Raw genomic sequence first — 20,184 nt, 5'->3', positions numbered from 1 at the left:
TGGATCGAAGCCTCCTGCAGCCTCGATCATCGATCACCCGGTCAGGCTCCAGAAGGTGGGGGCGGAGCGACGCTTACGATTAGGCAGTTCCTCGCGCATAATGTCGGGAAGAAGAAGTTGCGCTTGGTCCCGAGCTTCTTCGAGATCAGCCAAGGCCTCGCCGAACTCATCTGGATGAAAGCCTTTAGCGTCGTGGATGTCGAAATAATACCGAGGCATGCCGCATCCTCGCGGTGACAACGCCTGAGTGTACCTCATTCCAAACGCTAGGCAAGGACCTAACTGCAGCGCTCCTACGGCGGCGAACGTTGTCCGTCGATTGTCATCGTGCCGGCATAGACGAGCTTGCCGCTTCCATCGCGGACGCGGACAGTCATCGTCCTCTGACCCTCCGGCAATCGATCGTGAACGATCTGTCTAAGGATATTGTAAGCCTCGAACGGGATCTGATCTACGCTGTAAAGATCGATGCCGTTGTCATCTTGGAAAGACCTTTCTCCGTCATCGACATCGAAAAAATATCGAGCCGATGCACCTTGCTGCTCTATGGCGAGAAGCTGGCGGAAAGATTTGGTAGGCTCTGCCTCTTTTGTCATAGTGCCCTCGCCTTAACGCTTTGCGAGGCCGAGGAGCCGGCCATGATAGGTCAGCTCGGCATTATAAACATTTTCACCTGCTTCGTCACGGATAGTGCATCCGAAGGTGTGAAGGTCACCGTCGGGCAGGCCACTATGGGCCATGTTGGGGAGTAGCTTGCCAACGTGTTGGCGCGCAGCCTCATAGTCGGCCAGCTCGACCCCGATTTCATCGCGAGCGAACTGGCCGTTGTTGGCCGTGTCGAAATAATAGCGCGGCAAGGCGTGCATCTCCGCTTACAGGCAAGAGCGCACACATCTCCCAGTCGCCGCGAGCCAAGAGGTCGGTACGGCAATGATCCACACTATCACATCCGGAACCGACGCGGTTTTACATAAGATGGTTCGGGATGCCTGGGCGAGGCCTCGGCCTGAAACAGGCCGATTTGGGTAAGGTCCAACTGAACGCCGAATTGTCTCAGCGTCTCACGTCGGCGTCTCTACGGAGAAAGCCCCCGGAGCCCTCGCGCGGCAGGTGCCTCGATTTCCAGAATGATGACGGTGCTCAGGAGCATTGTAAGCGTCGCCCCGCCCCCACCTTCTGCGGGCCCTGACGAAGGGTGGCGCCGTGCGGCTCGCCTTCTGTTGGGCGCATGTTTGGAGAGGGTTCATCGACCTCGCCCCGAACGGCTTGTCGCCGATCGCCGCCGAGGTGCTGACGCGCATCGCGGCGCTGTACCGGATCGAGGGCGAGATCGCCGGGCTGCCGGCCGAGGCGCGCCGCCAGGTGCGCCAGGACCGGAGCCCCGCCGCTGCTGACCGCGCTTGAGCGCTTCCTGCGCGACAAGCTGGCGCTCCTCAGCCAGAAGAGCACGCTCGCGGCGGCGATCCGCTACGCGACTTCACGCTGGGACGGGCTGACGCTCTACGCCGACGACAACCGGGTGGAGATGGGCTCCAACACAGTGGAGCGCTCGATCAGGCCCCTCGCCCTGACGCGCAAGAATGCCCTCTTCGCCGGCTCCGATCGGGGCGGCCAGACCTGGGCGGCGAACCCACTCAAACATGCTCTGAGTGACGTCACGGCTTTCCCGCCGTCGCCACCGTGCTACGCGCCCGGAAGGTGGGAGAATCGCCGACGATCTGGTCGAGCACCGCACGGGCGAGCAGGCCGTAGCCGCGATCCGTCATGTGGAGCCCGTCCGGCCCGATGAGGTCGTGCGCCGAGATGACGCCGCCGTCGATCCAGCCGCGCATCAACGCGAAGCGGCGCACCACCGCGACGTGCTCCTGCGCTCCGACCTCGCGCACGGCGTCGACGAAACTCTCTTTGCTGTCCGCCTTCTCGATGACGGGCGACCATTGCGGCTCCATGAGCACCACCTCGGCGCCGCCGGTCCGGATCACTTCGATGCCGCTCTTCAGCTCCGTCACGAAGCGGTCAACTGGCACACCGCGCAGGGGGTCGTTGCTGCCCGCCTGCCAAATTACGAGGTCCGGATGGCGCGACAGTACGTCGGCGTCGAGGCGCTTCGCCATGTCGTCAATGTCCTCGCCGGCGATGCCCTTGTTCGTCACCGTGACGGCCAGGCGCCCGCTATAGCCCTCGTCGAACAGGCGCTGCAGCTGGGCCGGGTAGCTCAGGGCGGGGCTGCTGGCGCCCGTGCCCTGTGTCGATGAGGAGCCGAGCGCCACGATGGAGAAGGGCGCAGACGGCGGTGCCGCACGAGCCGGCGCCGCGAGGGCGAAAAGCGCGAGTAGCGTCCCGGCGAGCAGGCCGCGCGGCGGCTTCGGGTCATTCGGCGGGGCGAACGGCATCAGGCGTCATCTCTCCATGTGGGCGCGGGACGCGGCTCGCCTTGCGGGCGTCAAGGATAAGACCCAACGCAAGAAGCGCGCCGAGGCCAACGGCGTTCACAATCACCTGCACCGTCACGGTTACCTCCGCGGTACGGAAGATCAAGCGTCCGACAAGCGCCAGCACACAACCGAGCGCGAAAACCGGCAGCGAGTTGCGTCCGCAGGCCAGGACCGGACGCAGCACGCGCCAGCGCGCAACCGCTGCCATGCGGGGTGAGGTCAGCACGATATAGACCTGGGCCATCACGTCGGCGAGGCGCCAGGGCGACACATAGCTCTTGGGCTCGTTGCCGAAGATCCCAAGCAGGGGGCTTGTCGGGTAAAAGTCGCCGGGCAGGGGCGCGGGCCACAGCTTCCAGGCGTCTAGCACCAAGAAGCAGCCGACCGCATAGACCCAGCACAGCGCCACGAGGGCGCGCGGCGGGGCCGTCACCACGGGCAGTCCCCGCCGCGCCGCGATGGCCAGGACGCAGCCGATCACGAACAGCACCTGCCAGGCGAAGGGGTTGAAGTACCAATGCGCGGCATCGGCGGGGTCGACGACGTTGGGCAGGTTCCAATGCAGAGCGTTGGCGAGACCATAGAGTAGGAACGAGGCCACCACGGTACCGGCGACGCTGCGGGCGAGGCCGAAGCGCACGAGCGGGAAGACTGCGAGCAGCAGGATGTAGAGCGGCAGGATGTCGAGATAGGCCGGCAGGGCGCGCAGCGACACGCCGCGCAGCGCGCCCTGCCAACCGTCGCGCAACATCGGCCCCATGATGATCGACCGCGTGCCGTAGGCCTGCTCCCAGAGACCAACCAGAAGGAAAGTGCCGATGAGCAGCACCACCTGGACGCCGTAAATATGCAGGCAACGCAGGAAGACGCGCTTCAGCCCCACGCGCAGCCCGTAGCGCTCGAACACGCTGTTGTAGGCGTGGGTGGCGGAAAAGCCGGCCAGCAGGACGAAAAGCTCCGCGGCGTCGCTGAAGCCGAAATTGTGCAGGGTAATGTCAGCGAGGACGTTCTGCGGGATGTGGTCGACGTAGATGGACAGCAGCGACAGGCCGCGCAGTAGGTCGACGCGCGCGTCGCGAGGGGAGGATGAGGGGCTGGCCGGCATCGCACTCCTTCCGACTTCGCATCGCCCCAGAGGAGCGAGGCCAACTGAGCTTGATCTTAATCTAGTGCAGCGCGGAGCCCGGCCCATCCCTTGCTTTGTTGTTTCCCTATCGCCGGCTTCCCTTCGTAGCAGCAGCGAAACTTGAACCCCATCCCTCAGCCCTGCAGTTCGCACCCGAACGCCCTGAACACCGCCGCGTCGACCGCGCGGGCGGCTCTCGCATGCTCGCCGTCCGTCGGCAGGCCGTTCGAGGTTAGAAGGCGCGCCACGAGCCGGTCCCGGACTGTCACGGCGCCCACCAGTACGCCGCGAGTTCGGCTGGCACGTCCTCCAACTCGGCTGTGGCATCGGCGAGCATGTCGAGCAGCTTCGAACCAAAGGAGGACTTCGGCGTGCTGGTCCTCACCACCTCGAACGTCCGCGGGCGCGTGCACGTTTCCGAGATAGCGCCGCGAGCCAGCAGCTCGTCGACGAGAGGCCCGTAGACGGCTGCACGGCGGTAGGACCTAGGGGCAGTCTCGAAATCACGGATCAGGATGTCGCTGGAGCGGCTGGCCATCCAGGCGAGCAGGGCGGAGGCATCAGCCCGAGCCCGCGCAGCACACGCACGCGAGCCAGCGTCCACCTGAACCGCAACCGATCGGCTGCCAACAGGGCCATGCTCGAGATTTATCGGAGCACTGCCAGCAGGATCGCCGCACCGGAGGTCCAGATGGGAGAGGCAACGGAAGATCCACCCCGTTTGTTGGAGGGTTACCTTTCCAGTCCCGAGGAGCGCGACATGGCGAACGACGACACCCCCGTGTGGTTCATCACCGGCTGTTCGACCGGCTTCGGCCGCGAACTCGCCAAAGCGGTGCTGGAGCGCGGCTGGCGCGTGGTGGCGACGGCCCGCCGCACCGAACAGCTCGACGACCTCTTGGAAGGACACGGCGAACGCGCGCTGAAACTCCGGCTTGATGTCACCGATCACGCCGAGGTCGTCGCATCCGTCAAGCAGGCCGAAACCCGCTTCGGCCGGATCGATGTTCTCGTGAACAATGCCGGCTACGGCTACCTCGCCGCCATTGAGGAGGGCGAGGACGCCGCGATCCGGGCGCAGTTCGAGACCAACGTCTTCGGGCTGGCCGACCTGATCCGCGAAGCGCTGCCCGGCATGCGCAAGCGCCGCAGCGGTAACATCGTCAACTACTCGTCGATCGGCGGACTCGTGAGCTTCGGTGCCACTGGCTACTACCACGCCAGCAAATACGCCGTGGAAGGCCTGTCCGAGTCCCTCGCAGTCGAGGTGGGGCCGCTCGGCATCCACGTCACCCTGGTCGAGCCGGGGCCGTTCCGCACCGATTGGGCCGGCCGCTCCATCGTGGAATCGAAGACCGTCATCGACGACTACGACGCCACCGCGGGTGCGCGTCGCCGGCAGACGCGCGAGCGCTCGGGCAACCAGCCGGGCGACCCCGTCCGCGCCGCCGAGGCGGTCATCGCGGCCGTGACCGCCAAGGAGCCGCCGCTGCGCCTGCTGCTCGGCGCGCCGGCACTGGACTTGGCCTACGGCAAGCTCGACAAGCTCAGGGCCAACTTCGACGCCTGGAAGGACACGACGCTCGGGGCTGACTATCCTGAGCATCAAAAGAAGGCGTGAGCGCAACGGCTGTAGGCTGAAAGGTGGTCGGGGCGGAGGAAACTGCCCCATACTGCCCCGCACGGAACGCGCGTGCCCCTTGCCCGTTGTTACCTCACGAAACGCGAGACGACGACCATGCCCACCGGCACTGTGAAGTGGTTCAACGCCACCAAGGGTTTCGGCTTCATCCAGCCCGACGACGGCGGCCAGGACGCCTTCGTGCACATCTCCGCCGTCGAGCGCGCCGGGTTGCGGGACCTGCAGGAAGGCCAGAAACTCTCCTACGAACTCGTGGCCGACAAGCGGTCGGGGAAGATGTCCGCCGACAAGCTCCAGGCTCAGTGACGTCGGGGCTGATGCGATCATCCAAGCTGACGTGTTTGGTTGAGCGCCTGCTAATTGTCTGACATCCTCTGTCCGGAGCCGGCTCGCCTCCACGGGCTGGTTCGGGGTGGCTGCGGACGTGTCCCTCAGAGCGATCCGTACCGTAGCCACCCTTGCTTGATGCGTGGCCCAGGCCAGCGCGCCGAGGGCGTGACGGGCGCGTCTCACCACCCTGTTTCTGAACCACCATTCATATAAATATGGCTTACAATTTTCTAAGACGCTGCATAATGGCCTAGTTTGCGTCGATGATTTGAACATATCGCATGTGAAATATTCCCACGTCCACACAGACTCGGGCGTGGAGCGTGACGGGCATAGTATTTCCATCAGGATGTTCACATGACGCGCTTTATCACTGCTGCCTCGATCGTCGCCATCTCTCTCGCCCTGCCCCCCGCTGCCTTTGCGCGAGATATCAAAGAGACGAAAACCTTCACCAAGGCAGACGGCACGAAAATTGTCTCGCACACGAATTTCCACACCAAGACCGACGTGACCGATGAGAAGGTGACGGCAACCCGCACCGACGGCCAGGTCCGGACGGTCTCGGAGAAGATCTCGCCCGACGCCAAGGGCGGCTTCAACGTGTCCAAGACCACGACGGGCTTCAACGGAACGACCCACACGTCGACCAGCACTGTCGGTGCCGGGCATAGCAGCCACGGCGGCAAGGCCTGAAGTACCACTTACCCGTGCAGCCGGCACCGCCTTATTGTGGTGCTGGCCTCCTCCAACGGCGCCCCGAGCAAGCCTCGCGCAGATCACCAAGCGTTCGTCGTCGCCGTGGTTTCTGTGCTGAAGCTCATTCGGAGCGCCGACGACTTGACCCCGCGAGACCTCGATGAGACTCCGCCTTGCTATGCTGGCCGTACTGCTGACCACCATGACGATCGGCGGCTGCGTCGGTCCCCGCCCCTGCCCACCCGGAAGCCATCCGGGGCCATACGGTCGACGCTGTTTTCTGAACTGATTGAGAGCGTGGCAGGCGCGGCTCACGTCGCCACCTCGCCGAAACGGGCGACCTGGCGCGCGAAGGTCTCGCCGAGGTCTTCGTCCGCGTAGGTATCGCCCACGATATGCGCGGCGACCCATAAGGCCTTCGCTCGTAACCCCGGCAGCGTGCGGGCCTCCGTCTCCCCGATCTCGCTCTCAACCTCCCGCAGGACGAGGACGGCCGCGCGCTTAGCCTGTTTCGCGGCGGCGTACCCCGTGCGGACATCGACCTCGCCGCACTCCGCGTGCCAGCGGTCATGCGCCTCGACGATCTCCCGTCGCCGCGCTTCGGCCTCCTCCGTCCATTGCGCGACGAACTTGCCTCGCCGCAGCCATTCGACCCCGCGGGACAGATAGCGGCGGTCCTCAGTGTCCCCAACGGGGTCGGACGCCCCTCGCCCGTAGCTGGTGCGAGGGAAGTCGGACGGCAGCCAGTTCAGCACCTTCGGCTGAGGTGGGTAGGAGCCCAGCGCCATGCCTCCCAGGCGCTCCGCTTCGTCTTCGGCCTGCACGCATGCGGCCAGCACGACGGGATGGCGTTCGATGAGGCTCAACAGCTCGGCGTCGGGGTCGAGCCAGTTATTGCCCGGTTCGGCCGCTGCCGAGGCTGGAATTCCGGCCACGGCCGTCCCCAGGGCGGCGGCGCCGGCCAGGGCGAGGCCGCGGCGGGTCAGAACGGCGCTCATCGGCGCGTCTCCTTGAGATCGTCGAGCCCCATGTGAGCGACCTTGGCCCGGTCGATCCCGAGCCGAACGACGGTCGCCAGCGTGTCGCGGCTCCCGGCCGTCAGGTCCGTCCCGTCCGCGTTCAGGGCCAGCCCGACCACAAGTAGGACGTCGTGAACGTCGCGAACGGCCATATCGAGGTCGTCGAGGGAGATCAGGGCGCGCTCAGCCACGGGTGCCTCCCTTGATCGCCTGCCGCAGGATGGCAATGGCGCCGTCCATCAGGTGCAGGGTCAGCCGATCGCTCGAACTGACGTCCTCGCCGATGTCTTCATGCACCTCGACGTGAAACTGATGGAACTCGCGCCGCGCCATCTCCAGCGCGCCGAGGGCACCGCCGAGCGTCGTGGGCCGCCCTGCCAGCGCTTGGGCGTCGATCTCGCCCCATCGGTCCATCAAGCGTCCCTGATCGTCCTCCGATCCCTCGCCAAGGTTGATGGCGTGGTGAAGCGCCAGGATCTCGGCATGAAAGCCCGCGAAGGGATCGGCCGGAGCTGCGGCCAGTGCCGGCAGCGCGAACCCCGCCAGGGGTAAGCCGGCGAGGCTGGCGAGCAAGTTCCTACGATCCATGACGCCAACCTCCGGGCCCGAGCAGACGCAGCACGTCGAGGCTGAGCAACACGCCGATGGCGCTCGACCGTTCTTCGTCCTCGCGGACGGGTGGGCTCTCGATGAGGAGCCGCGCCTTCACGCGCAGCCCGTCGAGGTCGGGCGCCGGGATGTCGGCGATCCGCTGCACCGCGGCCGTCACCATGGCGTCGAGGCGCCCGAAATCCGGTCCGATGTCGGCGCCGGTGTCGTAGATGAGGCAGTGAGCCTCCAGCGCGTCGAAGCGCGCCTCTAGGTCGGCCACGAGATTGTCGAGCGATGGCCCGGGCGTGGTCGAGGCGCCGATCGCCGGCAGGACCAGCGCCGGCAAGATGGGCAGGAGGTCACGCATCGGCGCAGGGCCAGATGGTCGAGCGCCGTCAGCGGCTCGGCCGGCTCGACGTCCGGCAACGTCGTGTCCAGCGTCGGCAGCAGCACCCGCACGGGGACGGCGGGCCGCGGCACGTCGGGGCGGGTCCAGCGCTTGCGGCCGGTCCTGCCGGGCTCGGGACGGGGTGCTTGGGATGGCGGCGGGACAAAGCTCCGCCCTTCACGCTTCTGCATGTCAAAATTTCCAGCGATGGTGGTGGTGGAAGGCGTGGCCGCGCCGGTCAGGCGGCGGCGAAGGGGTTCAAAGCCCTCGACGTCCGCCGCGAGCGCCATCGCCGCGCGGCCTGAACCCTTTCGGCGCCGGGTTGGCGCCTGCCTCTGGAGCCCACCCCTATGCCCTTCGACCCCGACATCACCCGCTGCGCCGTCGCTGCGGCCCTGGCCTGCCTCACCGCGGTGTGGCTGCGCACGTCGCCCTTCTGGGCGCTGAACACCGCCCGTCCTTTCGTCCTCGCCCGCGTGCGCCCCGACGGTCCGAGCCGGTTCCGCTTCGCCGCCCACTGACCTTCGCCGCAGCCCGAGGGCGCGGCCCGACCACCATTCCCGACATCGCTAGAGATCGACAACATGCCCCTGACGCGTGAACGACCCCGCACGCCCGCATTCCTGCCGCCGGCGCTGTTGCCGAGCCTGTCTGACGCCCTGGCGCGCCGGGCCGCGGTGTTCGGCCCTTTCGACCTCGACGACGCCCCTGTGGCTCCGCGCGGGTCGTGGCAGGCTTCAGCGGATCGTGGTGGTCAGGGCCGCCTCGGTGTCTCACCACCGTTGCGGTCCGTCGGATTTTGTTCTAGAACTTAGTCCATGGCTGGTCAAGAGAAAGTTCTAGGAAAAAGTAAGCTCGGCCGGCCGGCAATCGGCAAGGGCGTGCAGATCAATTCGTCTTTCCGGCCCGAGGACGTCAGCGCTCTCGATGCATGGATCGCTGATCAGCCAGAGCCACAGCCAGGTCGGCCCGAGGCTGTCCGCCTCGCGCTCCGCGATTGGCTCATAGGCCTCGGCTATCTCCCGGCCCGCGACGATCCCGAGATGGCGAACTGACATGCTGACAGGTAATCAAATCCGCGAGGCTCGCGCCTTGCTCGGATGGTCGCGGAACAACCTCAGTCGGAGCGCCCTGATCAAGCTCGACGTGATCGAGCAGGCGGAAGAGCGCGACGGCTCGGCCCTTCTGACCTACGGGCAGGAGATCGCCATCCGGCGGGTGTGCGGCCAAGCTGGCGTCGAGTTCGTGGACAGGCCGCCGATCGCTCGCCTTAGAGAGGTGCAACCGGACCCAGCCATCTGATGCTGACCGGTCGTCAAATCCGCGAGGCCCGCACCCTCTTGAGTCTGTCCCCGAGCGGGCTGGCGGTGAAAGTCAGGGTTGTTACGACGGATACGGTCAAGCGCGCTGAAGCCGATGCCATGCCGCCGATCGCGGACAGCCATCGCAAAGCGATCCAGCGGAAGCTGGAGGAACTCGGCATTGAGTTCACCCCCGACGGCCCGAAGTTGCGAAAGGTCGAGATCTGATGCTCACCGGCCGGCAGATCCGCGAAGCACGCTACCTGCTCGGCTGGGGTCGGGTCAGGTTTAGCCAAAAAACGTCCGTCACGCAGGCCATGGTTGCCGCTATTGAAAGCTCTGACGGCCCGGCTTGGCTGACCAAAGAGCAGGAGAGCGCCATTCGCCAAGCCTTGGAGGAAGGCGGTGTCGAGTTCATCCCCGAAAACGGCGAAGGGCCGGGCGTGCGACTGCGGAAGGTCGACCCGACATGACGATCTCGGCCACTCAGATCCGTGAGGCGCGCGCGCTCCTCGGCTGGGGAACGCCGACGCTGGCACGGCGCGCCAGTGTGGGATTAGAGGTTGTCCTGCGGGCGCAGAACGTAGGAGCCGAGCCACCTGTGGTCGGCATGGACTTGCGGGCGATCCGTGACGCTTTCGAACGCGCCGGCGTGATTTTCATCGACGAGAATGGCGAAGGACCAGGCGTGCGGCTGCGGAAGGTCGAACCGTCGTGACAATCTCGGCTGCACAGGTCAGGGAGGCGTGTTCTTTGCTTCGCTGGAAGGCGCCGAGGCTCTGCAAAGGAGCCAAGGTCTCCTACAAGGCAGCCCTGAACGCACGTAGAGACGAGGGGATCTCGACCTTGTCCGACGCGGATTTACAGGCGATCCTCAAGGCTTTCGAAGCCGCCGGCGTCGAGTTCATCTCCGAGAACGGCGGCGTGCGGCTGCGGAAGGTGGAGCCGTGATCTTTGCCGTCCAAGTCTGCGAGGCGAGCCCTGTTGTGCTTCGACGAGGTGTCTTTGGCGCTCGATGACGTCGGGATGCAGCATCTTGGCAGCCTCCAGCTCGGGGTCATCCGCCGGCGTCCTCTTCATCGCGGAGGACCCTCACCCCACGGCATAGACAGGCCCGCCACGGCCTACCACGGGGCCACGAAGGCGATGGGCAGGTCGGACGTGTTCGCCCCGTGCGGGCGTCTGCGGCAAACGACGTATTTCACCCCACTCCGAAACCATCGGACAATCCGATCCGTATCAGCTCCCACGCCCCTTATAGGGCGGAGTCTGGAGGGGCCGGTTGCCACGCTATTTTTTCGACACGTGCGATGGCGAGCGGCAGGTTCGCGACGAAACGGGGATTGACCTCGCCGGCCCGCAGGACATCCCCCGAGAGGCCGCCATCCTACTTCAAGGCCTCGGCCTTGCCGAAATGCTCAAAGGGCGATCACGAATTTTCATCGTTCGGGTGCGCCGCGATGATGGAGCCTTCGTCTATCGCGGGACGGCCAAGCTCGACATCGAGTGAGCCTTCTCGACATCACCTGATCATTCTTTTCCGAAATCCTCAGGGCTAGTTGCATGCAGTTCAAGCCCGAGTCAGGCTGCCGCAGACGCTCCAGAGCTTGGAGCCGGGTTAACGACTGAGGATCGCGCCAGTGCCTATGTACTATTTCGACATAGACGACAGTGGCGAAGGCTCGCGCGACGTCTTCGGCATCGAGCTTAGAGACCTCTACGAAGCCCGGGATCAGGCCCTCTCGCTCCTTCCGGACATCGCCAGAGACCATGCCGTTGATGCAGAGCATCGAACCATCACGGCTGTGGTACGGTGTCACGAAGGCCGTGAGCGCTACCGGACGACGCTCACAGTTCAAGGGGAGTGGATCGAGGCGCCGGACTACCCCGAGGCCGTAGACGATTGATTTCGCTCGTAGGTGAGGCAGCTACATAAGACCGCGATTATGTGCCAGCGGCTCATGCCGTCCTCGCGGCCGTGCCGGACCTCCGCCGCCAAGCCGAGGCCTGCGGCGCTGTCACCCTCGCGCGCTATCTCGGGCAGGCGCTCACCGAGGCCGAAGGGATCGTGAGGCGGGCATCATGAACCCGGCAGCGGAGTATCACCGCATCGTCGTGCGGCCGTCCCTCGACGAGTTCCATGCGTGCAACGGGGATCTCCGGCTCGCCATGCACGCCGCGACCTCGCTGATGCACGCCATCGACTACGTGTTCCAAAACCGCGGGCCCGACCCGAAAGCGGCTAGCGCCGCGATCACGTCCGTCAAGGTGGTGGAGTTTGGTTGGGTGCTCACCGTGGCTCCTGACGGGTCTTAGGCTGCGATGTGGGTCAAGGTCGCCGGCTCGTCGGTGCGGCCTGCCATGGTTTCTAGCGTCATGTAGCGATCCGCCGACGCGCCGTCCTCCGAAATTGTACTCAAATCACCGACGCCTGTCGGGAACCACCAAAAATACGAGCGGTCGGCTTCCGGCGCCTGGGACACGAAGTCAGCATCCACAGGCACATAGGGGAGGCGCTCCCCGTACCGATCGCCGATGAAGCCCGTTTCGACGCGCGTGAAAGGGATCTGACCCTCGTAGGGACGGCCCACCAGAGCTTCGTGAGGTATGTCCGAGAAGGTCCGGTAGGCCGCAAGGCCCGCGCCCGCCATGACCTGGATGGTGATTTCCGGAAACCCATGCAGGGAGCACCATAGAGCGATCCAGTCGTCCGCGGCGGCGTCGATGTAGTCGCGCAGGCGCCGGCTGATGACGAACGTATCGGATTCGACGTGCACGACCTTGTCGAAGCCGTGCCGGTCGGCAAAGCGGCACGCGAACGTGAAGGACCGGTGCCAGCCGGGGAAATCGAACAGCGATCGCCGTCCGAGGTTCTGCTCGAAGCGGTACAGCATCTTCGGCGAGGTGCCGCGTTCACGCTCACCCTCGCACAGGATCGTCAGATCCGACCAGCCAGGGACGCTGCCCGACCTGTCGTCGATCATCAGCGCGGTGTCATGCGCGATGCCGGACGCCGCGATGCCGTCGAACCAGCGACGGTAGCGGCCGTCCCACACGGTTTCGTCGTCGACGTGGGCGGTACAGAAGACCAGCGTCCTGTGTGGCGACATGCAACGTCATTCAGCGGGGCCTCGATCTCCTGCCCGCCCCAGGCTCGGGGCAGAAAGGGGATCGAGGCCGGGCGATGCGGCACGCTTTGTCCGTGCCCGAGAAACGGTTGAGAGAAGGTCCCGGGAGACCCGGCCGAGCTTCAGCGACACCCCCCTGGAGCCTTGGGATCCAATCGCCGGTCGGGAGCCCACCCCGGATCGACGCGGCCTCTCAGGTCGTCCCTGGCATGGTCCAGGAACTGCGACGCGACGGCGAACTCCCAAATTGCTTCGGCTTTGTTGCAGAGATTCAGGGCCGTCATGCCGTTGACCATCTCATTGTTGAGCCGGATCAGGTTAATGACGCCCTCCCGGACATCCGGCGTCAGGTCGCGGTACCGGTCGAGCAGTCGGTCCAAGCCGTCCTGGAACGCGTGCTCGTCGGACATCCAGCGGGTGCCGGCAGCGACGATCATCTCATCGACCTCCGCTTCCCGGCCCGGAGCGTTCTGAGCCAGTGCGGACTCTCTCGCGAGGAGGGGTTCGCCGGCTGCGACCAAACCGGCCAACAGGGCGCCGTTATCGTCGCCGGCGCGCGCCGGGCCGAGAGCCAGGAGCATCCCACAAAGGACGAGAAGGGTTCTCAAGCAGGCCTCCGAATCTCCGAACGTGAAGGTTCGCGGGAACAGCGAGAGCCGTGCGGCTGGGCGCAGCGATCTAGAACAGACGCGAAAGGACAAGAGTCCGCCCACGTCGCAGCGCCCGCGACGCTCCGAGCGACGGGAACTTCGTATAAATTCCTCACCGCAGCATGCGACCCGCTGTGCGTAAAAATTTAAGTGCATTCCGAGTCAATTTGCACGCTAAAGAAGTAGTCTTCTATTCAGCGATCACATCTCCGTAAACGATGCGGTCCCGCCCTGCCCCTGCCCCTGGCCTTGGCGTTGCCCGGCGGCCGGCTCGCGGTTCCAGATCATAGTCGCGAGTTTCCACTCGTGCCCAACCCTCTGCCAGAGCATGGCGTATCGGAACAGGCTGCGCTCCCCGCTCTGGCGCAACCTCATGCTCAGGGTCCCGACGTCGCGAATTACACCTTCTGCGATCGTGTCCATCTGGGTCGACATCATACCGATTCCTTCCTGGCCTATCGCGATGTTGCGCCAAACTTTGATCACCGCTTGACCCCTCGATGTCGGCCGGGCGGGAGGCAGGAGTAGCGTGGTGTCCATCACGAGGTCTGTGATGGATGAGATGTCGGCCTTGTTCAGGCCCTGGACCAGGAGGTTGATAGCAGCCTCGACCGCCAGCACGTCTTCGCGAGAGTTCGTCATCTTCGGATCATCACTCGCCACGTTCAAGCCGCCAGCCCGCGCACGGTCTTCATCCAATCCTGATGGACCCGGAAGAAGGCATCGCCGCGGGCCGGCTCGATCTGGTACCCGAACGAGATCGCGCTGCGGAACCCGGGGCCCTTCACCGGAGTGGTGGCGTGGATGACCTGGGACGCGAGGTTGAGCCACGCATCCCCGACCGAGACCGCGATGGGCATGTTCTCCATCAGCGGGACGCAGCCTCCGGGCTGGCTGACGAGCACGTTGATGCGGACATGGCGCCGGCCCGGCAGGTCGGCGTCCGTGTGGGGGTGGATCGCACCACCCTCGGTGATGTAGCCGACGAAGTCCTTCAAGTTCGGTGGGACCACGTAGTCGCCGAGGTCGAAGTGCTGCGCCAGCTTCTGTTTCATGGCGTAGAGCACCTGATCGCCGTCGGGCGACACGTAGTCCATCTTCATGAACCTGCGGGCGCCGCCGGCCTGATTGCCCTGGAACTGGTCGATGTTGCTCTGGATCAGCGCGTTCACATGATTGCAGAACGCGTCGGGAACCGCCCGCTTGAGGGTAAAGGGATAGTCTTGGGGTTCGATCATTGAATGCTCCGCAGGTGTCGACGAGGTACTGGGGCCGAACTCGGGCGATAAGGCTCTCCGCACCCGCCGTTTCAGGGGCGGCACCTTGTGTGGGAGTTGTTCCCACAAAGTGACGCGCCGTGGCCTATCGACGACCGGAAATCTTGTCGACTTGGTTCGGGATGGGGAGAGCGGGAGCATGGTTCGCACTCCCGTGAGGCGGCCGAACCCGCGCCTGCGGCGTTCGATCGACGCGGGCGCGGGTCCTCTGGAAGCTCAGGCCTGTCGCGGCTCGCGGCGTGGATTCTGGTCACGATCGGGTGCGGGCTCCACCACACCCACAGATCGTCACCGTCGTCGCCATCCTCGTCCGGCTCCCGCGTCGCGGACAGGTATCGCTTGAGGCCTCTCAGAAAACGGAGAACTGGCAGCGACCGTTCGACGATGCCGCGCGATGCCGACGTGCGGCGGAGCGAGCGTACCCACGCGTCCGAGCGACCCGGATCGAGGACGTTCCGGCGCACGCCGGGCGGCCGGCCATCCATGCCCTCGGCCGCTCTCGCCCCGTTCATCGGACGGCCGTGACCTGATCCGGCACCGCGCTGTCCATCCAGTCGTATCCGTGCAGCGCCAGGGAGACGTAGACGGACGCCAGCAGCGAGGAGGTCAGCAGCAGCACGAACGCGAGGCCGCGGCCCAGGCCGGCGCGCTGGGCGGCCGCGACGGAGAAGCCGCGTCCGGGACCGTCGAGGTTCCAGGCGAGAGAGGCAAAATTTTGGATCGTGGGGAAATTCGGGAGCGTGCGCATGTCAGCCTCGACCAATTGCCGCTGTTTATCGTGGGATTATTTCCCACGTCAAGTTTTGTGGGAAGTTATCCCACAAAATGCGCGCCGGGCGTTGAACCAGTCCGGCTGCCGGCCTACGGTGGATGGGTGTTGGAACCTTCCTCAGACGCCCCGCTGGACACCACCAAGCTTCAGGCTGCGCTCGTCCGCGTGCTGCGGCCCCTGGTGCGCCTGCTCGTGCGCCGGGGTATCGTCTTTCCGGCGCTGTGCGACGTGCTGCGCGAGCTCTACGTCAACGTGGCCGAATACGACTTTGCGCTGCCCGGCAAGGAGCAGACGGACAGCCGCGTCAGCCTGCTGACCGGCCTCCACCGCAAGGAGGTGCGCCGCCTGCGCGGCGCTGGCGCCCCCGTCAGCGTCGTGCCGGCATCGCTGTCGCGCACCAGCCGCATTCTGGCGCGCTGGCTCGCCGACCGGAAGACCACGGACGCGAAGGGGATGCCCCGGCCGCTGCCCCGGGTGGCACCGCCTGGCCGCCCGTCCTTCGAAGCGCTGGTGAAATCCGTCACGCGCGACCTACGCCCGCGCGCCGTGCTCGATGAGTGGATCGATAAGCGGCTCGCGACCCTCGACGAGGCGGACGTCGTCACCCTGCTCGACCGGGCCTTCGTGCCCGGCGGCGGAGATGAGCAGCAGCTCTATTATTTCGGCCGCAACCTCCACGACCACGTCGCGGCGGCGGTGGCCAACATCTCCGCCGAGGCGCCGCGCTACCTCGAGCGCGCCGTGCACTACGATGGCCTGTCGGCCGAGCTGGCCGCCGACCTCGAGCAGCGCTCGCGCGCGCTCGCCATGGAGGCGCTGACCGCGGCCAACCGCCAGGCCCACGACGGCTGCGAGGCGGACGCCGGCGGGCGCTGGCGCTGGAACTTCGGCGTCTTCGTCTTCGCCGAGGAGATGCCGGCCGCAGATGTGCCGGCTGCTGGGGTGTCGCCGTGACGGCCCGTCCCGGCGCCGGGCGCCCGGAAGACCGCCCTTGAGCGGACGCCGGCCCCCGATCCTGTCCCGCCGCGGCTTCGCCGCCCTGCTGCTACAGGGCACGGCGCTGTGGGGCGGCCGCGCGCTGGCGCGGGACCCGGAGGCGGGCGCCGACCGCGGCCTCGGCGGCACCGGCGCGGTGCCGACGGACCCGAAGGAAACGCCGGGCCAGGACCGCGGCAACGGCGGCACGGGCGTGATCGGCACGATCCGGCGCTTCGGGTCCATCGTGGTCAACGACCTGCGCGTGACCTTCCCGCCCGGCGTCCCGGTATCGATCGACGGCCGAGCCGCGACGGCGCGCGACCTCAAGCTCGGCCATGTAGTGCGCGTGCTGGCGCGCTGCCGCCGCGGCGTTCTGGTCACCCGCGCCATCGTGGCCCGGAGCGAGGTTGTTGGCCCGGTCGACGCGGCGGGCGAGGGCGGGCTCGTGGTGCTGGGCCAGCGCGTCCTGGTGCCGGACGGCGTGGCAGTCCCGGCCCACCGCGTGGGCGACCACCTCGCGGTCAGCGGGCTGCGTCGGCTCGATGGTGCCGTTGTGGCGAGCCTGGTTGAGCTCCGCAACCCTGGGCCGGCGCAGGTGCACGGCCCCTTGGAGGCCGGCCTGGACGGCGGGCTGGCGGTCGGCGGCCTCGACATCGCGGCGCTGCCGCCGACGCTGCTCGGGCGCCGGGTGTCGCTAGTAGGCGCGCGGCGGGGATCGGCGTTCCACGCCGCGTCCGTCACGGTCGAGCCACTTGTGCCCTTTGCGGCGGCCGACCGGGTGTCACTTGAAGCTTATGTGGCCCGCACGTCGGACGGGCTGCGGCTCGGCTCCGGCCTCGACGTTTCGGCGGACGCCGCGGCCCTGGCCGAGGTCGGCGAGGACGGCCCAGTGCGCGCCGTGATTCTGGCGCGCCCCGACCCGTCGGGTCGCCTCGACGCCCAGTCGCTGCGGGTGGAGCGCGATGCCCACGGCGGCGGCCATGCCCCAGGCGGGCCGGGCGGCCCTCAAGATAGCCCCCCCGGCATGCGGACCGGCGGCGGCCCGAACGGGAGCGCCCCCGGCGATGGCGGACCGGGGGCAGGCGGCCCCGGGGGGAATGGACCAAACGGAGGAGGAGCGAGAGGACCTGGACGCTGATCGCGCGTGTGGCTCGGGCAGTTGTAGGACGGGAACATTGATCTTCGAACGGAGGGACCGGCTCTCGCGGGTGGCGAAGCCGCCTAACAGGGCCTGCGACGCGCGCTCTCGCGCCGTCTGCCAAACGTCCGCTTCGGCGATAGGCCTAGAAGCCGCGCTACGCCCGGCTTGGGTCAACAGAAGTCGTATTGGCCGGTTCGCTATGGGTGTACCCATAGCGAACCGACATCAACCCGCCATCGACGGTGATCGTTGACATATGTAACTGCCCAAGTGCGAGCGAGAATGGAAACCAGCTCTTCACAACGTGGGCCGTATACAAGGAAGGGTTTAAGCAGCGTCGATGCCGGCATCGATGCGAATCATCAGGAGATGTCCTCTGTCGCTCAACGGCCTCGTGCTGGCTGTCCATATCGCGGGCGCCTGCATCGCCTTGATGGCGATTATGCCCCTGCGTGAAGTCGCCAGGCTCGTGAGCACGCTGGGACTGCGATGGGCTTGGCGGGGTCTGATCCTCCTCACCCTGTGCTGCCTCGGGCTACTTCTTTCGGACGCTGTAGCCTCCCTCCATAAGGTGATGGACGGCTGGGACGCGGCTGCAAGCTGCGTCCACATCCTCGGTCCGAGCTTCGTGCTGGGTGTGGCGACACTGTCGCGTCGTACCGCACAGGACATGCTACGGATCCGGGCTCTGGAGGAGGCGGCCTTCATCGATCCCTTGACGGGTCTCGCCAATCGTCGCCGGTTCGACGAGCGCCTGACGGACGAGGTGCGGCGCGCGCGGGCGATCGGCCTGCCGCTGTCGCTGCTCGTCCTCGACATCGATCATTTCAAGCGCGTCAACGACATCCACGGCCACGCCGCCGGCGACCTCGTGCTGAAGCAGGTGGCGACGCTGGTCGCCGCCAAGAGCCGGCATTCGGACACGGCCTGCCGGGTGGGCGGCGAGGAATTCGTGGTGATCGTGCCGGGGCTGGAGGGAGCCTTCGCGGCGGCCTCGGCGGAGCGGCTGCGCCGCGCCGTGGCGGAGACCGGCGTTCCGCTGGAAGGCGGCGGCGAGATCCGCACTACCGTGAGCCTCGGCCTCGCCACGCTGCGTCCCGGCGAAACCGCCGACCTCCTGTTCCGCCGCGCTGATGCGGCCCTCTACGGCGCTAAACGTGGCGGCCGCGACCGAGTTAGCCTCGCAGCATAGGACGGAGAGCGTGCATTCACGCCTGCTACCGGTCCGAGCACTTAAGCTGAGCGCCATCACGCTCCCAATGGATCGTGCGACGGTTCTCCATGGGTGTACCCCAGGCGAACCGATCTGAAGCAGTTCAGATCAGGCCAAGAGGCGCGGCCTCTCTCGCCCGAACAGGGCCTTGGTTCGAAGCCGATCGAGGTCGGTGAAGGCGTCGACCGGCGCCGGGCGTGCCACGAGGTAGCCCTGGATTTGATCGCTGCCGAGCGATCGAAGAATGTCGAGCTGCTCCTGGGTCTCCACCCCCTCGGCCGTGACCTGGAGGCCGAGGTTGTGGCCGAGATTGACGATCGTGCGGATGATGGTCAGAGCGTCCTCGCTTTCACCCAGCCGTCGCACGAACGACTTGTCGATCTTGAACTTGTCAAACTTGAAGAGCTGCAGATAGCTCAGGCTCGAGTAGCCGGTGCCGAAGTCGTCCAGCGCCACGCGCACCCCCATGTCCCTCAAGCGATTCAGGATGGCCACGGCCTTCGCGGCGTCCTCGATCAGGATGCCCTCGGTCACCTCGACGACGACTCGGGCCGGGGCGATCCCGTGCGCTCGCAGCGCGTCGCCGACCGCCGCGCAGACGTCCGTCTGCCGGAACTGGCGCGGCGACACGTTGAACGACACGCGCCAAGGGCGAGGCCATCCGGCCGCCTCCCGACAGGCTGTTTCGATCACCCATCGTCCGATCCCGTCGATCAGGCCGCACTCCTCCGCCATGGGGATGAACTCCATCGGAGGCACCATGCCCCGTGTGGGATGGACCCAGCGGATCAGGGCCTCGAAGGTTTCCACCTCGCCCGTGACGCTGTTCACGATCGGCTGGTAGTGCAACACCAGCTCTCCCCGCTCGACAGCCCCGCCCAGCTCCTGCTCGAGCTGCAGCCTCGCCTGGAGCTGGGCGTTCATGACGGCCTCGTAGAAGCGGACCGCGCCCCGGCCCTCCTCCTTGGCTCGGTACATCGCAGCATCGGCGGCACGCATGAGCGCGTCGGCGTTGACGCCATCATCGGGATAGAGGGACACGCCAACGGAGGCGCCGATCTCGATCCGATGCCCTTCGATTTGGAACGGCCGGCGAAGAGCCTCGATGATGCGCGTCGCGACGATCAAGGCCTTCTCGGGCTGAGGCTGGCTCGTCAGGATCATCACGAACTCGTCCCCACCGATCCGGGCCAGCGTGTCGGCCGGTCGGATCTCCCCCAGGATGCGCTTCGACGCCTGCACCAGCAGGGCGTCGCCGGCGGCATGACCAAAAAGGTCGTTGACCGGTTTGAAGCGATCGAGGTCGATGTACACGACCGCGACGGCGCTCCCTTCCTGTGCCGCCGTGTCGAGGGCGATGTCGAGCCGTTCCTGGAGGTTGTAGCGGTTCGGCAGGTTGGTCAGCGCGTCGTGGCGCGCGAGATGCCGGATGCGGGCCTCGTCGCGCTTGCGGTCGGTGAGGTCGCGGAGCGCGACCACCGTGGCCGGCCTGCC

Annotated in this window: 31 protein-coding genes and 1 pseudogene; 15 read left to right on the top strand and 17 right to left on the bottom strand. The window is 66.4% G+C overall.

The window, feature by feature from the left end:
* Window positions 1-33: 33 nt before the first annotated feature.
* From D3273_RS30075 to D3273_RS25230, 3 genes are all read right to left on the bottom strand, one after another.
* Window positions 34-219: a DUF6894 family protein gene (locus D3273_RS30075; protein ID WP_129229727.1), complete on the bottom strand. Its 186-nt coding sequence runs from the start codon at window positions 217-219 to the stop codon at window positions 34-36.
* 74 nt (window positions 220-293) lie between these two features.
* Window positions 294-596: a DUF6894 family protein gene (locus D3273_RS25235; RefSeq protein WP_129229726.1), complete on the bottom strand. Its 303-nt coding sequence runs from the start codon at window positions 594-596 to the stop codon at window positions 294-296.
* Window positions 597-608: 12 nt separating this feature from the next.
* Complete coding sequence (locus D3273_RS25230) at window positions 609-857, bottom strand: DUF6894 family protein (RefSeq protein ID WP_129229725.1); 249 nt, start codon at window positions 855-857, stop codon at window positions 609-611.
* A gap of 322 nt (window positions 858-1,179) precedes the next feature.
* Here D3273_RS25230 and D3273_RS25225 point away from each other — a divergent pair.
* Window positions 1,180-1,624, top strand: a pseudogene (locus D3273_RS25225) (IS66 family transposase); the annotation flags it as partial.
* Between the two features lie 31 nt (window positions 1,625-1,655).
* On the opposite strand, the gene D3273_RS25220 reads toward D3273_RS25225, so the two are convergent.
* From D3273_RS25220 to D3273_RS25210, 3 genes are all read right to left on the bottom strand, one after another.
* Complete coding sequence (locus D3273_RS25220; RefSeq protein ID WP_129229724.1) at window positions 1,656-2,393, bottom strand: SGNH/GDSL hydrolase family protein; 738 nt, start codon at window positions 2,391-2,393, stop codon at window positions 1,656-1,658.
* Window positions 2,371-3,540, bottom strand: coding sequence for an OpgC family protein (locus D3273_RS25215; protein ID WP_165359689.1), 1,170 nt, complete (start codon window positions 3,538-3,540; stop codon window positions 2,371-2,373). Before D3273_RS25215 ends, D3273_RS25220 begins: the two co-directional genes overlap by 23 nt.
* A gap of 286 nt (window positions 3,541-3,826) precedes the next feature.
* The gene (locus D3273_RS25210) at window positions 3,827-4,099 is read right to left on the bottom strand and encodes a hypothetical protein (RefSeq protein WP_129229722.1); all 273 of its coding nucleotides are present in this window, start codon (window positions 4,097-4,099) and stop codon (window positions 3,827-3,829) included.
* 222 nt (window positions 4,100-4,321) lie between these two features.
* On the opposite strand from D3273_RS25210, the gene D3273_RS25205 reads away from it, so the two are divergent.
* The 3 genes from D3273_RS25205 (at window position 4,322) to D3273_RS25195 (ending at window position 6,229) form a co-directional block, all read left to right on the top strand.
* Window positions 4,322-5,182 (top strand): oxidoreductase, encoded by an 861-nt coding sequence (locus D3273_RS25205; RefSeq protein WP_129229728.1) that lies wholly within the window; start codon window positions 4,322-4,324, stop codon window positions 5,180-5,182.
* Between the two features lie 117 nt (window positions 5,183-5,299).
* Window positions 5,300-5,509 (top strand): cold-shock protein, encoded by a 210-nt coding sequence (locus tag D3273_RS25200; RefSeq protein WP_129229721.1) that lies wholly within the window; start codon window positions 5,300-5,302, stop codon window positions 5,507-5,509.
* A gap of 381 nt (window positions 5,510-5,890) precedes the next feature.
* Window positions 5,891-6,229, top strand: a complete 339-nt coding sequence (locus tag D3273_RS25195) for a hypothetical protein (protein WP_129229720.1) — start codon at window positions 5,891-5,893, stop codon at window positions 6,227-6,229.
* Between the two features lie 314 nt (window positions 6,230-6,543).
* Here the strand turns inward: D3273_RS25195 and D3273_RS25190 are convergent, their stop codons facing one another.
* From D3273_RS25190 to D3273_RS25175, 4 genes are read right to left on the bottom strand one after another with little or no spacing between them, the layout of a single operon-like run.
* The gene (locus D3273_RS25190; RefSeq protein WP_129229719.1) at window positions 6,544-7,230 is read right to left on the bottom strand and encodes a hypothetical protein; all 687 of its coding nucleotides are present in this window, start codon (window positions 7,228-7,230) and stop codon (window positions 6,544-6,546) included.
* Window positions 7,227-7,442, bottom strand: coding sequence for a hypothetical protein (locus tag D3273_RS25185; RefSeq protein ID WP_129229718.1), 216 nt, complete (start codon window positions 7,440-7,442; stop codon window positions 7,227-7,229). The genes D3273_RS25190 and D3273_RS25185 overlap by 4 nt, the downstream gene beginning before the upstream one ends.
* Complete coding sequence (locus tag D3273_RS25180) at window positions 7,435-7,824, bottom strand: hypothetical protein (protein ID WP_129229717.1); 390 nt, start codon at window positions 7,822-7,824, stop codon at window positions 7,435-7,437. The genes D3273_RS25185 and D3273_RS25180 overlap by 8 nt, the downstream gene beginning before the upstream one ends.
* A gap of 4 nt (window positions 7,825-7,828) precedes the next feature.
* Window positions 7,829-8,209: a hypothetical protein gene (locus D3273_RS25175; protein ID WP_129229716.1), complete on the bottom strand. Its 381-nt coding sequence runs from the start codon at window positions 8,207-8,209 to the stop codon at window positions 7,829-7,831.
* Window positions 8,210-8,580: 371 nt separating this feature from the next.
* Here D3273_RS25175 and D3273_RS28500 point away from each other — a divergent pair, with 371 nt between their 5' ends.
* Window positions 8,581-8,751 carry a hypothetical protein gene (locus D3273_RS28500; protein WP_165359688.1) on the top strand — a complete coding sequence of 57 codons (171 nt, stop codon included), beginning with the start codon at window positions 8,581-8,583 and terminating at the stop codon, window positions 8,749-8,751.
* Window positions 8,752-9,069: 318 nt separating this feature from the next.
* Here D3273_RS28500 and D3273_RS28495 read toward each other — a convergent pair whose 3' ends face one another.
* Window positions 9,070-9,288, bottom strand: coding sequence for a hypothetical protein (locus D3273_RS28495; RefSeq protein WP_165359687.1), 219 nt, complete (start codon window positions 9,286-9,288; stop codon window positions 9,070-9,072).
* A 34-nt stretch (window positions 9,289-9,322) separates the two neighbouring features.
* On the opposite strand from D3273_RS28495, the gene D3273_RS25165 reads away from it, so the two are divergent.
* The 7 genes from D3273_RS25165 (at window position 9,323) to D3273_RS25135 (ending at window position 11,847) form a co-directional block, all read left to right on the top strand.
* Window positions 9,323-9,532, top strand: a complete 210-nt coding sequence (locus D3273_RS25165) for a hypothetical protein (protein ID WP_129229714.1) — start codon at window positions 9,323-9,325, stop codon at window positions 9,530-9,532.
* Window positions 9,532-9,759 carry a hypothetical protein gene (locus tag D3273_RS25160; RefSeq protein ID WP_129229713.1) on the top strand — a complete coding sequence of 76 codons (228 nt, stop codon included), beginning with the start codon at window positions 9,532-9,534 and terminating at the stop codon, window positions 9,757-9,759. The genes D3273_RS25165 and D3273_RS25160 overlap by 1 nt, the downstream gene beginning before the upstream one ends.
* Window positions 9,759-10,004 carry a helix-turn-helix domain-containing protein gene (locus D3273_RS25155; RefSeq protein WP_129229712.1) on the top strand — a complete coding sequence of 82 codons (246 nt, stop codon included), beginning with the start codon at window positions 9,759-9,761 and terminating at the stop codon, window positions 10,002-10,004. The genes D3273_RS25160 and D3273_RS25155 overlap by 1 nt, the downstream gene beginning before the upstream one ends.
* Complete coding sequence (locus tag D3273_RS25150; RefSeq protein WP_129229711.1) at window positions 10,001-10,249, top strand: transcriptional regulator; 249 nt, start codon at window positions 10,001-10,003, stop codon at window positions 10,247-10,249. The genes D3273_RS25155 and D3273_RS25150 overlap by 4 nt, the downstream gene beginning before the upstream one ends.
* Window positions 10,250-10,813: 564 nt before the next feature.
* Complete coding sequence (locus D3273_RS25145) at window positions 10,814-11,041, top strand: DUF6894 family protein (RefSeq protein ID WP_129229710.1); 228 nt, start codon at window positions 10,814-10,816, stop codon at window positions 11,039-11,041.
* Window positions 11,042-11,177: 136 nt separating this feature from the next.
* The gene (locus D3273_RS25140; protein ID WP_129229709.1) at window positions 11,178-11,438 is read left to right on the top strand and encodes a DUF6894 family protein; all 261 of its coding nucleotides are present in this window, start codon (window positions 11,178-11,180) and stop codon (window positions 11,436-11,438) included.
* A gap of 175 nt (window positions 11,439-11,613) precedes the next feature.
* Window positions 11,614-11,847, top strand: coding sequence for a hypothetical protein (locus D3273_RS25135; RefSeq protein ID WP_129229708.1), 234 nt, complete (start codon window positions 11,614-11,616; stop codon window positions 11,845-11,847).
* Here D3273_RS25135 and D3273_RS25130 read toward each other — a convergent pair.
* The 5 genes from D3273_RS25130 to D3273_RS25110 form a co-directional block, all read right to left on the bottom strand.
* Window positions 11,844-12,641 (bottom strand): hypothetical protein, encoded by a 798-nt coding sequence (locus D3273_RS25130; protein ID WP_129229707.1) that lies wholly within the window; start codon window positions 12,639-12,641, stop codon window positions 11,844-11,846. The genes D3273_RS25135 and D3273_RS25130 overlap by 4 nt on opposite strands.
* A 140-nt stretch (window positions 12,642-12,781) precedes the next feature.
* Entirely contained in the window at window positions 12,782-13,267 is a 486-nt protein-coding gene (locus D3273_RS25125) for a hypothetical protein (protein ID WP_129229706.1), read from the bottom strand.
* A gap of 243 nt (window positions 13,268-13,510) precedes the next feature.
* Entirely contained in the window at window positions 13,511-13,978 is a 468-nt protein-coding gene (locus D3273_RS25120; RefSeq protein ID WP_129229705.1) for a hypothetical protein, read from the bottom strand.
* A complete protein-coding gene (locus D3273_RS25115; protein ID WP_129229704.1) occupies window positions 13,975-14,547 on the bottom strand; it encodes a hypothetical protein in 573 nt (190 codons plus the stop codon). Before D3273_RS25115 ends, D3273_RS25120 begins: the two co-directional genes overlap by 4 nt.
* Window positions 14,548-15,094: 547 nt before the next feature.
* Window positions 15,095-15,334 carry a hypothetical protein gene (locus tag D3273_RS25110; RefSeq protein ID WP_129229703.1) on the bottom strand — a complete coding sequence of 80 codons (240 nt, stop codon included), beginning with the start codon at window positions 15,332-15,334 and terminating at the stop codon, window positions 15,095-15,097.
* 129 nt (window positions 15,335-15,463) lie between these two features.
* Between D3273_RS25110 and D3273_RS25105 the strand changes: the two genes are divergently transcribed.
* From D3273_RS25105 to D3273_RS25095, 3 genes are all read left to right on the top strand, one after another.
* Window positions 15,464-16,312 (top strand): DUF6502 family protein, encoded by an 849-nt coding sequence (locus D3273_RS25105; RefSeq protein WP_129229702.1) that lies wholly within the window; start codon window positions 15,464-15,466, stop codon window positions 16,310-16,312.
* Window positions 16,313-16,349: 37 nt separating this feature from the next.
* Window positions 16,350-17,474 (top strand): hypothetical protein, encoded by a 1,125-nt coding sequence (locus D3273_RS25100; RefSeq protein WP_129229701.1) that lies wholly within the window; start codon window positions 16,350-16,352, stop codon window positions 17,472-17,474.
* A gap of 355 nt (window positions 17,475-17,829) precedes the next feature.
* Window positions 17,830-18,669 carry a GGDEF domain-containing protein gene (locus D3273_RS25095; RefSeq protein WP_165359686.1) on the top strand — a complete coding sequence of 280 codons (840 nt, stop codon included), beginning with the start codon at window positions 17,830-17,832 and terminating at the stop codon, window positions 18,667-18,669.
* Window positions 18,670-18,798: 129 nt separating this feature from the next.
* Here D3273_RS25095 and D3273_RS25090 read toward each other — a convergent pair whose 3' ends face one another.
* Window positions 18,799-20,169 (bottom strand): putative bifunctional diguanylate cyclase/phosphodiesterase, encoded by a 1,371-nt coding sequence (locus D3273_RS25090; RefSeq protein ID WP_245501385.1) that lies wholly within the window; start codon window positions 20,167-20,169, stop codon window positions 18,799-18,801.
* Window positions 20,170-20,184 lie beyond the last annotated feature (15 nt).

The organism is Lichenibacterium minor (genome assembly GCF_004137685.1).
GTDB classification, from domain to species: domain Bacteria; phylum Pseudomonadota; class Alphaproteobacteria; order Rhizobiales; family Beijerinckiaceae; genus Lichenihabitans; species Lichenihabitans minor.
The sequence above is the reverse complement of the archived record's forward strand: the minus strand, read 5'-3'. Positions and strand labels throughout refer to the sequence as shown.